A 12,863-nucleotide genomic window follows, 5' to 3' on the forward strand; every position below is an offset into this window, starting at 1 on the left:
AGAACAGAAGACCAAGACCGATGGGCGTTTTCGTACTGGGCTCGATCAATCTGGACGCCGTGGCGCGGGTCGACGACCTGCCGCGGCCGGGCGAGACGGTGGCCGGCCTGTCGCTGGAGCTGTTCCTCGGCGGCAAGGGCGCCAACCAGGCCGTCGCCGCCGCCCGCATGGGCGCGCCCACCCGCCTGATGGGCGCGGTCGGCAAGGACGACAGCGGCTCCAGCCTGAAGGCCAAGCTGGCCGGCTACGGCGTGCAGGTGGCCGACGTCGTCGAGCTGTCGGGCGCCCCCACCGGCCAGGCCCACGTCTGGGTGTCCAACAGCGGCGAGAACATGATCGTCGTCACCGGCGGCGCCAACATGATGATCACGCCCCAGCAGGTGGCCGCCACCCCGCTGGAGGGCCAGCGCGTGCTCCTGGCCCAGCTGGAGACCCCGGCCGCCGCCATCGAGGCCCTGTTCAAGGCCGGCGCGGCCAAGGGCGGCCTGCGGGTGCTGAACGCCGCCCCCGCCCTGCCCCAGGGCGCGGCCCTGTTCCCGCTGACCGACATCCTCATCCTGAACCAGACCGAGCTGGCCACCTATGCCCGCCTCGACCATGAACCGGCCAAGCTGGAAGAGGTCTCCAAGGCCGCCCGCAAGCTGATGAGCCGCCCGGACCAGACGATCATCGTCACCCTGGGCTCGGCCGGCGTCGCCGCCGTGCGTCGCGACGAGGCCTTCTTGGTCGAGGGCCGCAAGGTCAAGGCCGTCGACACCGTCGGGGCCGGCGACTGCTTCTGCGGCGCCCTGGCCGCGGGCCTCTCGGCCAATCTCGACCTGCGCGAGGCCGTCGAACAGGCCAACGCCGCCGCCGCCCTGTCGGTGCAGAAGCCGGGCGCCGCCCCGTCCATGCCGGGCAAGCGCGAAGTCGAGCAGTTCCTGGAAGGCTGAGGCCCTTCGGGCTGGAAGGAACCGGGCCGATGGAGGACCTGACGCCGAAACTAGGCTTCTGGATCGGGAGCATATTCTTCGGCACGGGCCTTGGCATGCTGATCTTCGCCGTCGGCGATCGGGGTCAGACATCGGAGCAGTGGGCGATGGAGGCCGGGGTCGATCTTGGCGTTTGGCTGACCCTGGGAGGGATTTTCCTCATCGGCGGCATGGTCCTGATCGCCATTTGCCGCTGGCCAGAGCGAAAATAGCGCTCCCCCTACACCCTCACTCCGCGAAGAACTCCACGATCGCCCGCGCGAAGGCCGGATTGGCCACCGCCGTGCGATGATCGCCGCCGACCAGCAGCGACCGCGCGCCGGGAATGGCGTCAGCCAGCCGCTCGGGCCGCACGGCCAGCGGGTCGTCGTCGCCGGCGACCACCAGGGTCGGGGCGGTGATGCGATCCAGGGCGATCGGCTTGGCGTGGACGACGCTGGCCTGGGCCGCCAAGGCTTTCCGATCAGCCCCGATGGCGTCGGCGAACAGCCGGAAGGGCACGGCGGCCGGATGGCGGATGGTCGAGGGATCCTCGGTCAACAGCGCCTCGACGATGGCGTCGCTGGGCACGTGGCGGGTGTCGACCCCGCCGGTGGCGACCACGCCCTCACCCACCCCGCCGGTGACCAGCCGGCGCACGCGCGGCTCCTGGCTGGCGCAAATCAGGGACACGATCGCCCCCATCGAATAGCCGGCCAGGTCGATGGCCGCCGCGCCCAGGTGGTCGATCAGCTCGGAGACGTCGCGGGCCATCCGCGCCTCGCCGTAGAAGACGGGGTCATGCGGTTTGTCCGACGCGCCATGGCCGCGCGCGTCGATCGCCACCACCCTGCGCCCCGCCGCGACCAGCGCGTCGACGACGCCCGGTCCCTTCCAGTTGATCAGGCCGCTGGCCGAAAAGCCGTGGTGCAGCACCACCGGCGGCCGCGTCTCGTCCTCGCCCCAGACCTGATAGGCGATCGACAGGCCGTCCGAGGTCTTGAAGCTGGGCATGTGATCCACCGCAATTCAAACAATCGTTTCGATTGCTAGCGCGACAGAGCGGCGGGCGCAACTTGAGGTCAAGCTTGGGGGGGCATGGGTCCAGATGTCGCGAGGAGCCCCCTCCCCCACCGAGCATCCCCGCGAAGGCGGGGATCCAAGCGGACTTTCAGGGTGAAGAGCGGCCGTGGATCATCCGCGGGCTCGGCTTGGATCCCCGCCTTCGCGGGGAAGAACGGAGTCTGGGAAAGTCCGGTGGGGAAGCTGGAGGATCAGGCCGCGCGGATGCCGCTGAACGAGCCTTCGGCCTGGGCGCCGACGATGGCGTCGTAGCCCAGGATCATGTCGACGTCCTTGCCGTTGCTGGCCAGCGGCAGGCGCAGCCACAGGATCGAGACGTGCGGCGCGCCGCGCCAGGCCAGGCTGTGCACGCCCACGCCCGGACGACGCTCGTCGACGACCTTGTCCAATTCCTTGCGCCAGTAGTCGGCGGCGGCGGTGTTGTAGACCTCGTCCAGCTTGCGGCCGGTGATCTCGCGGCCATAGACGCCGTAGAGGCCGGTGCCGGCCAGGCGCAGGCGATAGTCGCGCGGCTCGCGCACCACGTCGGTCAGGCTGACGGTCGGAAGCAGGCGCTTGATGCCGGAAGGTTGAAGATCGACACGCGCAGGCAGGTTCGCCCCACGGCGCAGGGACGCCCAGTATGCGAACATTTCCTGATGAGCGCGCGCCGCCGTGGCGGATGCGCTCAATTGCGCGGACATCTTCAGAGTCCTTAACAAGTCTTTGGAATCACGGTGATTCACCGCGCATTCACTATGTCTTAAGCACCGAATCGGCGGAAGCGAAAAATCGCGTTCGCCAACAAAGATTCTGCTGGCGAGTCAATCTGCAAGCACAACGCCCGGCCGCTGGGGCAGCGACCGGGCGTCGGATTTTTCGCGTAGCTTAACCACAACCAATTGATTGATTTAGGGTAAATGAACGCTCAGACTCACCCCTTGCGGGCGCCGCGGGTCCCTCGCCCGGCCTGACCCAGACCCATCTGCCGGGCCAGCTCCGAACGCGCCTTGGCGTAGTTGGGCGCAACCATCGGATAGTCCGACGGCAGACCCCACTTCTCACGGTAGTCCTCGGGGCTCAGATCGTACTGCGTGCGCAGGTGCCGCTTCAGCGACTTGAAGCGTCGGCCGTCCTCCAGGCAGACGATGTAGTCGGGCGTCACCGAGCGCCGCACCGGCACCGCCGGCTCCTTCGGCTCGGGCGCGGCCGCCTCCGGCGCGCCGACCGCCGCCAGGGCCGCGTGCACGCTGCGGATCAGGGCCGGCATCTCGGCCGTCGGCACCGCATTGCCGCCCACGAAGGCGGCGACGATGCTCGCGGTCAGCTCGACCAAGGGGATGTCTTCTTCCATGGCGCTCTCCCGTTCTCTCTGTTTTCTTTTATTCGACGCGCGCCGCCTCACGCGCGAAGTCCACATATGGATAAGCTTGCCAGTAAAACTGGGCAATAGCTGAATCCATGGAATATTGACTGACGGATAGCCGACACAAGCCGAACGACAACTCAAGGTCGTGAGTTGAAATTTGCATTTTCCGTACTATTGACTGAACACGTTCATCCAACTTGACCGATCGGACTAGTACTGCGTCGCTTTCTCAAGGAGGGGTACCTTCCCGCTTGCCGGAGAGAGGGGTCCGCGAAGCAGGGAAACGGATCCCCTCCTCCCGTAAAATCCCCGCGAAAGCGGGGACCCAGGTGTTTTATCGTCGAGCGCCGTGGGTTGCAGAAAAAGCCTGGGTCCCCGCTTTCGCGGGGATTTTACGGATTGGGGGTGCTGACGGGGATTGGCGAGCGTCTATCCCCGACGATCGCGCCAAAGACCCCAACCAATCCAGTCCCTTACAACTTTCTCACCGCTCTGGATCAGACGCGCTGAAACCCGCTGCATAATGGACCCCGTCCCGTCGCAGGGAGAGGGCGCAAGGATCCGGCCCGAAGCGTGCGACGGTGATGCGATCGAGCGGGGCTGAAGGAGCGGCGAGTGCCGGGCCTGAAGGCTTAAACGAGGATGGGGGACGTAAATCCATCCATCGGGAGTTTGCCTGTCATAGGCTCCCGCCCGTCCGAGGATCCGCTCCGGCGCCTTCTGTCTGCACGCGATGGCTAGCGAAGCTTACAGCCCGGTTCCGGGGAAGGCATATGCCGAAGGGGGTGAAGGGCGGAAAAGGCCCGCGCGCCCCGGCCTGAGGGATAACGATCGCGCGGGGCGTCAGAGCTTCGTCGAAACGGTATTCAAATCACAACTCCGGGCGAGGCCCGGACGCCCCGCGCCCTCTCCATCAGCTCAGCGGTTCACCGCGTGAGGGCGAAGCCGCACGCCAAGGAACCTCCCCCTGTGGGGGAGGCGGCCGAAGGCCGGTGGGGGGACGTTTTCAGCTTTCGAGCCGCTGGCCGATCCCGCGCCAACTCCCCCCCTCCGATCGCTGCGCAATCGCCTCCCCCACAGGGGGAGGTTCCGCAAGGGGAGAAGGATCCTACCGCCCGAAGTCCCGCGACAGGGCCAGCATCGCCGCCCGTTGCGGCACCGAATATTCGTCGATGGCGTCGGTGTCGCCGTCACGGATGGCCTTCAGCAGGGCCGGGGTCAGGGCCGAGGAGAGCGACCAGTTCCAGTAGCGCAGCACCGTCTGGGCCCGGTCGACGGCGATGGCGTCGAACACGCCCAGCACCCGCTCCAGCCCCGGCGACGGACCGCCATTGGCGTCGGTCTCGGGCCGGCGCAGACCGCGCCACAGGGCCCGCACCGCCGCGCGCGGCAGGCCTGTGGCCTTGCACAGGATGGCGATCGGCTCGCCGCCCGGATCGGTGAAGATCTTGGCGCCGGTCATCGGCTTGAGACCCGCCAGGTACGAGATTTCCTCGGCCGTCTCGCGGGTCAGGCCGGTCTGGGCCGCGGCGACGGCGTCCTCCAGGCTGTCGAACGGGCTCTTGGCGATGGCCGCCCGATTGCGTTGCCGGCGCTCGATGAACTGCAGCGCCTTTCTCGAAAGCGGGTCCTGCCAGCCCTCCTCCGAGGCCACGGCGAAGACGTCGCCGACGGCGTCCTGCAAAATCTCGCGCGAGACGGCGAAGCGCTGGAGGATCGTGCGCCGCGCCTCGGCGTCGGCCCACCAGAACATCACATAGGCGTGGCTGGGTCGCAGTTCGGCGCGCTTGAGCAGCAGGGCGATCAGGCCCGGATTGTCGCGCGTCATGGCCACGACGTTCTCGACGCCCTGGTGACTGAAGCGGGCCAGGTCGTTGCGCAGCAGGGCCTCGACCACCGGGATCTCGCCCATGTCGACCAGGGCGTCGGCCACCACCTCGCCCACGCCGCGGCGGATGGCGATCAGCCGGCGGTGCTCCTGGCTGGCGTGGTACAGGCAGTCGATCAGGTCGGCGTCCGACAGGTTGGGCGAGTTTTCCAGCAGCGCCCGGGCCACCATCACCTCGTCGCGCAGCAGCAGGCGCACCAGCGAGCCCGGCATGTCGCTCAGCGTCGCCAGGCGCCGGGCGACCTTTTCGCGCTCCTCGACCACCGCCTCGCGCAGCATCTCGACCAGCAGGTCGGCGCACATGGCGCGCTCGAAATTGTTGATCCGGCTGGCCGGCAGGCAGACCACGTCGGCCAGCCGCTTGAGCAGCGCGGCGCGCGACTTGGGCGGAACGGCGATCGGCTTGGCGAAGGGCGAAATCGGGTCGGTCATGATCTTCCTGGCGGCGAAGCCCCCATCGCCGGATTCGAAACTAGACGGGAAACGTCCTTATTTCGAATTAGCGCCAAGGATTCTCCCGCCAGGAGAATGTGCGGCGTACGGCCCTGCTCCGCCAGGGCCTCAGCGAAATTGTCGCGGCGCCCATTCCGGCCAGATGTCGGGCAGGTCGGTCGAGACGCGGTTGGGATAGGCCGGCGGGCGCTTCTCCAGGAACGAGGTCACCCCCTCCTTGGCGTCGCCCGAGGCGCCGCGCGACTGGATCGCCCGGCTGTCGGCCTTGTGGGCCTCCATCGGATGGTCGGCCCCGGCCATGCGCCACAGCAGCTGGCGGGTCAGGGCCACCGAGACGGGGGCGGTATTGTCGGCGATCTCGCGGGCCAGCGCCCTGGCCGCCGGCAGCAGGTCCTCGGGCGCGTGCAGCGAGCGGACGAAGCCGCGCTCCTTGGCCTCCGAGGCCGGGAACACGCGGCCAGTGTAGCACCACTCCAGCGCGGTCTGCAGGCCGACCAGCCGCGGCAGGAACCACGACGAACAGGCCTCCGGCGTGATGCCCCGCCGCGCGAACACAAAGCCGAACTTGGCGTCTTCGCTGGCCAGGCGGATGTCCATCGCCAGCTGCATGGTCGCCCCCACGCCGACGGCCGCGCCGTTCACGGCGGCGATCACCGGCTTGAGGCTGTCATAGATCCGCAGCGTCACCCGGCCGCCGCCGTCGCGATAGACGTCGCCGACCTTGCCCTCCTCGCGCTCCAGGGCCTGGGGCGAGGTGCGGTCGAAGGTGGCCCCGCCGCTCGACAGGTCGGCCCCGGCGCAGAACGCCCGGCCGGCGCCGGTTACGATCACCACCTTCACCGCGTCATCGGCGTCGGTGAGGTCGAAGACCTCGATCAGCTCCTTCATCATCCGGGCGGTGAAGGCGTTCAGCTTCTCCGGCCGGTTCAGGGTGATCGTCGCGATCCCGTCCTCGACGGCGTAGAGCAGGGTCTCGAAGGTCGGCTGCGACATGGGCGGGGCTCCCTGGATGATTTTAAACAACCGTATGACCGCTTGCCGCATATGCACAACCCCTCCCCCTCGCCTCCGCTCGTCATCCCGGCCGCAGCGAAGCGGAGAGCCGGGACCCAGGGGCCGGCGCAGTGCAGCGGCCATCGCAGCCGGCAAGCCAGTCGTCGCGCCCAGTCCCCTGGGTCCCGGATAAGCCCTGCGGGCTTTCCGGGATGACGGCGGTTTTTGGAGAAGGACTAAACGGCCCGCCGCACCCCCAGCTTGCTGATCGCATGCACGAAATTGTTCGCCGCGACCTCCATGCTTCCCGTCCATTCCAGGTCGGGGAACCGCGCCAGGATCTGGCGATAGGCCTCCTCCAGCTGGATCTGGGCCACGCGCTTGCCAAGGCAGGTGTGGGGGCCATAACCGAAGGCCACGTGCTTGCCGGCGTTGGCGCGGGTCACGTCCAGGCGGTCGGGATCGGCGAAGACCGCCGGATCGCGGTTGGCCGAGCCGTAGTACATCACCACCTTCTCGCCCTCGCGGATCGGCTGGCCGGCCACCTCGACGTCGCGCGTCGCCGTGCGGCGCATGTAGATCACCGGGCTGACCATGCGGATGAACTCGTCCACCGCGCCCGGCAGCAGCGAGGGGTCGTCGATCAGCCGCTGCTTCTGCTCGGGAAACTCGGTCAGCAGCTTCATCGCGCCCGACAGCGTGTTGCGCGTCGTATCGTTGCCGGCGAACACGATCAGCAGCCACGAACCGTCGAGATACTCGTCGGCCAGGAAGTCGCCGTCCACCTGGGCGCGGGCGATGGCGGTCATCAGGTCGGCCCGCGGATCCTCCCGGCGCTTGAGCAGCATGGTGCGGCCGTAGTCGAACATCTCCTCGATGTTCTCGTTGAAGTCGGCCACGAACTGCATCAGCTCCAGCGTCGGCGTGATCGGCGCCATGGCCTGCTGCACGGCCAGGTCCTGGGCGCGCTCCAGATAGTGCATCCAGCGCAGGAACTTGCCCCGGTCTTCGGGCGGCACGCCCAGGATCTCGCACAGGGTGAACAGCGGCAGGATCGACGAGAACCGCTCGACCATGTCGACCTCGGCGCCGCCGGCCAGCAGCGGCTCCATCTCGTCGAGCAGGCGCGTGACCTCGCCCCTCACCTTCTCGGTCAGGCCGCGCAGATAGCCGGCGGTGAAATAGGGCATGTGCTCGCGGCGCAGCTGCAGGTGATGCGGCGCGTCGAGATTGATCATGGTGTCCATGGTCGCCCGAAACAGCAGGGCGTGGCGCTTGTCGGGCGGTCCCATCGACATCAGGATCCCGCCCTTCTGCGACGAGAAGGTCTCCGGGTCGCCGTTCACCCGCATGACGTCCTCGTGGCGGGTGACGGCCCAGAAGCCCGGCCCGCCGAACGGCTCGGCATGCCACATGACCGGCGCTTCCTTCCGCATCCGCGCGAAGTCGGCGAAGGGCTGGCCCTTGGTGAAGCGGAAGATGTCGGCGAGGTCGACGCCCTCGAGGGTCGGATAGGTCGGCGCGGCGGCCGGCCCCGGCCGTCCGTCCACCGCCGTCTGGCTGATCAGTTCCATGCGCGCCTCCCGTTGAACATCGTTCTTTTGCGGTACGATCACCCAGGATGGCGTCGCCGCCAACGGCGCCCCTACGGCAACTTGCGCGACAGTTCGCGCTTGAAGCATGCTCCAGATGAACGCCGATCACGCGGGAACACGCGGACGGTCTCAGGGAGAGAAACGGCCGTGCTCGCCTTGGCGGGACGGCCCTGGAGGGTCCATGCATCCGAGCGTCCATGCCCTAACCCAGCCCGACAAGCCCGCCTTCGTGATGGCCGGCTCGGGCGAGACGGTGACCTATCGAGAACTCGACGACCGCTCGAACCAGGGGGCGCAGCTCTTCCGGTCGATGGGGCTGGGCGTCGGCGACGTCGTGGCCATCCTGCTCGACAACCATCCGCGCTACCTGGAGATCGCCTGGGCGGCCCAGCGGGCGGGACTCTATTTCACCTGCGTCTCGACCAAGCTGACCGCGCCCGAGGTCGAGTACATCGTCAAGGACTGCGGGGCCAAGGCGCTGATCGCCGGCCCGGCGCTGGACGCGGTGGCTCAGGCCCTCGCGCCGCTGATCCCGGGCGTGGCCCTGCTGCGGGTAGACGGCGCGCTCGCCCCCTATGGCGACTTCGATGCGGCCCGCGCGGCCATGCCGACGACACCGGTCGCCGACGAGACCTCGGGTTCGGACATGCTCTATTCGTCAGGCACCACGGGACGGCCCAAGGGCGTCAAGCCGGCCCTGAACGGCGCGCCGATCGACGCGCCGACGGCCCTGCAGATGATGGCCCAGCACCTCTTCAAGCTGGACGGCGACAGCGTCTATCTCTCGCCCGCCCCACTCTACCACGCCGCGCCGCTGCGCTGGTGCATGAGCGTGCACAAGCTGGGCGGCACGGTCGTGGTCATGGAGAAGTTCGATCCCGAAACCGCCCTGGCCCTGATCGAGCAGCACCGCGCCACCTGCGGCCAGTTCGTACCGACCCACTTCGTGCGGATGCTGAAACTGCCGGAAGCCGTGCGGACGAAATACGACGTCTCCAGCATGAAGTCGGCGATCCACGCCGCCGCCCCCTGCCCGATCCCGGTCAAGGAACAGATGATCGGCTGGTGGGGTTCGGTGATCTACGAGTACTACGCCGGCACCGAGGGCAACGGCTTCTGCTGGATCGACAGCAGCAACTGGCTGGAACGACGCGGTTCAGTGGGCCAGGCGGCGCTCGGCGAGCTACGCATCTGCGACGAGGCCGGCGATCCCCTGCCCGCCCGCGCCGAGGGCGTCGTCTATTTCGCCAACGGCCCGGCCGTGACCTACCACAACGCCCCTGAGAAGACGGCCGAGAGCTACAACAAGCACGGCTGGACGACGCTGGGCGACGTCGGCTGGGCCGACGAGGACGGCTATCTCTACCTGACCGACCGCAAGAGCTTCATGATCATCTCCGGCGGGGTGAACATCTATCCGCAGGAGATCGAGAACCTCCTGATCACCCACCCCCGCGTAGCCGACGCCGCCGTGGTCGGCGCGCCCGACGAGGAGATGGGCGAGAAGGTCGTGGCGGTGATCCAGCCCCTCGACTGGGACGACGCCGGCCCGGACCTTGTCGCCGAACTCCTGGCCTTCACCCGCGACAACCTCAGCCACGTGAAGGCCCCGCGCCAGGTCGACTTCGTCCGCGAACTGCCCAGACATCCGACCGGCAAGCTCTACAAGCGGCTGGTGCGGGACGCGTACTGGGGCAAGGGCGAGGGGCGGATCGTGTGAGGAAAAGTTATACGCAGATTTTCAAATTGCGTATAACTTAGCTCCATGATCGAGCGCCTGCCTCTTTCGGCCCACACTAGCTACGCCGAGCTGATGGAGCGCCTGCGCCTGGGCCGGGTCGGAGAATATCCGGCCGGCTCGTCGTTCGTATCCAAGACCGTGAAGGGCAGGATCTACTGGTACCTCCAGATGCCGACCGGCGGCGCCCAAAGCCGACGGCAGGTCTATGTCGGCCCCGACAGCGACGAACTGCGCGAGCGCATCGCCCGACACGGCGAGCATCGCGCCGACCAGGACGATCGCCGCAGGCTCGTCGCGGCGATCATCGCCTCGGGCGCTCCCCGCCCCGACCGTACCAGCGCGGAGATCATCCAGGCCCTGGCGGCGGCGGGCGCGTTCCGCCTGCGCGCCCTGCTGATCGGCACGGTCGCCTTTCAGACCTACGCCGCGCATATCGGCGTTCGACTGCCTGTCACCAGCCTGGCGACCATGGATCTCGACATCGCCCAGGACTTCGGCATCGCGTCGAACCTCGACGACACGCTCGATCGCCCCCTGCTCGACATCCTGAGAGAACTGGACCCTCGCTTCGCGCCGGTGAGCTACGCTTTCGACGCCAGCCGCACCACGAGCTACTCGCTGGGCGAACGCTATCGACTGGATGTCCTGACAACCAATCGAGGCGCGCCACGCGACGAGCCATCCTACCTGCCGACCTTGGGTAGTGACGCCGTTCCGCTGCCTTTCATGGACTTTCTGCTGCGCGATCCCGTCGAGACCGCCGTGCTCCATGGCGGCGGCGTGCTCGTCAACGCGCCTTCGCCGGCCCGCTATGCGGTCCACAAGCTGATCGTCAGCCGCGATCGCAAGGTCAATCCCGAGAAGGGGCTGAAGGACCGCCTGCAGTCGATCCAGCTGATCCGCGCCCTCGCCGAGGACGATCCCTACGCCTTGCGCGACGCCTATGCCGAGGCGCGCGGGCGGGGCGAGACTTGGCGAAAGCTGCTGGACGAAGCGGTCGGCCTGCTGCCCGACGACGCGCGGGCGACGCTCGAAGGCTTGTGACCCGGGCCGCCCCGTGATCTCATCCAAACAAACGTTTGGGAGAACGCCGCATGAAAGAGATCGCCTTCGCCGACATCGCCAGCCTGGTCGGCCAGGAGGTCGGGGTGTCCGACTGGGTCGAGATCAGCCAGGAGCGGGTCAACCAGTTCGCCGAAGCCACCGGCGACCACCAGTGGATCCACATCGACGTCGAGCGGGCCACCCGCGAGATCGGCGGGCCGATCGCCCACGGCTATCTGACCCTGTCGCTGATCCCGATGCTGGGCGCGGGCATACTGCACGTCAGCGGCGTCACGCGCGGCATCAACTACGGCTGCGACAAGGTGCGGTTCACCGGCATGGTGCGCGTCGGCAAGCGGGTGCGGATGCGCCAGAAGCTGGTCAGCGTCGAGCCGAAGGCCGGCGGCCTGCAGCTGAAGAACGAATGCACCATCGAGATCGAGGGAGAGGAGCGCCCGGCCTGCGTGGCCGAGACCATCTCGATCATCTACGGCGCCTAAGAGAAAGGCCCCGGGATCGCTCCCGGGGCCTTCGTCTGTTTGGCTTAAACCAAGCCTAGCGCTTGATCGCGTCGCCGATCTTGTCCTGGGCCTGGCCGACCTTGTTCTGGACGTCGCCCTTGAGCTTCTGGGCCGCGCCTTCGGCTTCCAGGCGCTCGTTGCCGGTGGCCTTGCCGACCGCTTCCTTGACGGCGCCCACGCCCTTATCGACGGCGCCTTCGACACGATTGGTGCTCATGGTCTGCTCCTGCTGGAATTGAACTCCCCATCCGAACGGGGGCCTTGGAGCAAAGGTTCCTAGCGTGACCGGAGCGGGATCAGCGGTTGTAGCCGGTCACCGCCACCGCCTCGACGGCGACCACGCCCTGCGCGGTTCCTTGCGCCGCCGGCGGAACCTGGACGACGGCCTGGGTCGGAGGCTTGGCCGGCGCGGCCTGGATCACCGGCGGGCCGGCGGCCTTGTCGAGCAGGGCCACGGTCTCGCGGATGTATTTGGCGTGGGTGACGATGCCGATCTCCAGGCGCTCGCCCGACAGCTCGACCTGCTGGGTCAGCATGCCGGCCACGAACTGCACTTCCTGGCTTTCGGTCGACCCCGGCCGGCGGCGCGCGCCCTCGGCCATGAACACCGGCCCGCCCGAATTGCCGGGGAACACCGAGAAGTCCATCAGGAAGGTCGGGAACACGCTGGCCGGCGCCAGCGGGTAGGAAGCCACTCGGCCCGAGCGCAGGATCGGGAAGCCCGCGGTGTTGGCCGACAGACCGCGCGGGAAGCCCAGCGCCATCATCTCGTCGCCGGGACCCAGGCTGTACTTGTTGAAGGTGTCGTCCTGGGCCAGCCAGGCCAGCGGAATGGCGGCCTTGGCGAATTCCGGCGGAGCCTCGACCTCGATGGCCGCGACGTCGCGGCTGGGATGCTTGATCCACAGCGGATGGTCGCCGTCGCGGATCTTCAGGGTGCGGGGGTCATAACGCCAGACGCCGTCCGTCCCCTGCACGCGATAGCCGATCTTGGCCGAGACCGAGGGCATCTTGTCGAAGACGTGGGCGGCGGTGACCAGGATGGTGCGCGGACGCCCCTCCGGCGTCGGGTCCTCGATGAGGAAACCGGTGCCGACCGTGCGCGAGCCGTCAGCGAGCGGCTGCTCGAGCTGCACCGTCGCCTGGATCAGATCGACCGACAGGTCCCACGCCATGAACGCCTCGTCTCCGATTCAACCTTTGACGCCGTAAGAGTTTGACCAGAGGCGCCCGCCGCAACAAGTTGG

12 protein-coding genes and 1 pseudogene are annotated in these 12,863 nt (G+C 67.9%); 5 read left to right on the forward strand and 8 right to left on the reverse strand.

The genetic code is table 11. The features are described 5' to 3' along the window. Nucleotides 1–20: 20 nt before the first annotated feature. Together AC2YHT_RS00620 and AC2YHT_RS00625 are read left to right on the forward strand one after the other, a co-directional pair. Entirely contained in the window at nt 21–932 is a 912-nt protein-coding gene (locus tag AC2YHT_RS00620) for a ribokinase (RefSeq protein ID WP_487287681.1), read from the forward strand. 29 nt (nt 933–961) lie between these two features. Next, nucleotides 962–1,183 (forward strand): hypothetical protein, encoded by a 222-nt coding sequence (locus tag AC2YHT_RS00625; RefSeq protein WP_487287682.1) that lies wholly within the window; start codon nt 962–964, stop codon nt 1,181–1,183. 16 nt (nt 1,184–1,199) lie between these two features. Here the strand turns inward: AC2YHT_RS00625 and AC2YHT_RS00630 are convergent, their stop codons facing one another. The 6 genes from AC2YHT_RS00630 to AC2YHT_RS00655 all read right to left on the reverse strand — a co-directional run bounded on the left by AC2YHT_RS00630 (nt 1,200) and on the right by AC2YHT_RS00655 (nt 8,289). After that, nucleotides 1,200–1,964, reverse strand: coding sequence for an alpha/beta fold hydrolase (locus AC2YHT_RS00630; protein ID WP_487287683.1), 765 nt, complete (start codon nt 1,962–1,964; stop codon nt 1,200–1,202). A 260-nt stretch (nt 1,965–2,224) separates the two neighbouring features. Further along, on the reverse strand, nt 2,225–2,722 hold the full coding sequence (gene mopJ, locus AC2YHT_RS00635) for a motility/cell cycle regulatory protein MopJ (protein ID WP_487287933.1): 498 nt from the start codon (nt 2,720–2,722) through the stop codon (nt 2,225–2,227). Between the two features lie 224 nt (nt 2,723–2,946). After that, on the reverse strand, nt 2,947–3,366 hold the full coding sequence (locus AC2YHT_RS00640; RefSeq protein ID WP_487287684.1) for a Ros/MucR family transcriptional regulator: 420 nt from the start codon (nt 3,364–3,366) through the stop codon (nt 2,947–2,949). A gap of 1,123 nt (nt 3,367–4,489) precedes the next feature. Then, the gene (locus AC2YHT_RS00645; RefSeq protein ID WP_110120886.1) at nt 4,490–5,701 is read right to left on the reverse strand and encodes a DUF2336 domain-containing protein; all 1,212 of its coding nucleotides are present in this window, start codon (nt 5,699–5,701) and stop codon (nt 4,490–4,492) included. 129 nt (nt 5,702–5,830) lie between these two features. Beyond that, nucleotides 5,831–6,715 carry a crotonase/enoyl-CoA hydratase family protein gene (locus tag AC2YHT_RS00650; RefSeq protein ID WP_487287685.1) on the reverse strand — a complete coding sequence of 295 codons (885 nt, stop codon included), beginning with the start codon at nt 6,713–6,715 and terminating at the stop codon, nt 5,831–5,833. A gap of 236 nt (nt 6,716–6,951) precedes the next feature. Next, nucleotides 6,952–8,289, reverse strand: a complete 1,338-nt coding sequence (locus AC2YHT_RS00655; RefSeq protein ID WP_487287686.1) for a cytochrome P450 — start codon at nt 8,287–8,289, stop codon at nt 6,952–6,954. A gap of 202 nt (nt 8,290–8,491) precedes the next feature. Between AC2YHT_RS00655 and AC2YHT_RS00660 the strand changes: the two genes are divergently transcribed. The 3 genes from AC2YHT_RS00660 to AC2YHT_RS00670 are packed head-to-tail and all read left to right on the forward strand — an operon-like array spanning nt 8,492 to nt 11,595. Next, a complete protein-coding gene (locus AC2YHT_RS00660) occupies nt 8,492–10,030 on the forward strand; it encodes an acyl-CoA synthetase (RefSeq protein WP_487287687.1) in 1,539 nt (512 codons plus the stop codon). Between the two features lie 45 nt (nt 10,031–10,075). Continuing rightward, the gene (locus tag AC2YHT_RS00665; RefSeq protein ID WP_487287688.1) at nt 10,076–11,095 is read left to right on the forward strand and encodes a nucleotidyltransferase family protein; all 1,020 of its coding nucleotides are present in this window, start codon (nt 10,076–10,078) and stop codon (nt 11,093–11,095) included. Nucleotides 11,096–11,145: 50 nt separating this feature from the next. Then, complete coding sequence (locus tag AC2YHT_RS00670) at nt 11,146–11,595, forward strand: MaoC family dehydratase (protein ID WP_487287689.1); 450 nt, start codon at nt 11,146–11,148, stop codon at nt 11,593–11,595. Nucleotides 11,596–11,639: 44 nt separating this feature from the next. Here AC2YHT_RS00670 and AC2YHT_RS00675 read toward each other — a convergent pair. Further along, nucleotides 11,640–11,833 (reverse strand): annotated as a pseudogene (locus AC2YHT_RS00675) (CsbD family protein). A 79-nt stretch (nt 11,834–11,912) separates the two neighbouring features. After that, a complete protein-coding gene (locus AC2YHT_RS00680) occupies nt 11,913–12,791 on the reverse strand; it encodes a trypsin-like serine peptidase (protein WP_487287690.1) in 879 nt (292 codons plus the stop codon). Nucleotides 12,792–12,863: the final 72 nt, after the last annotated feature.

The organism is Caulobacter sp. SRI_008, from assembly GCF_057586355.1.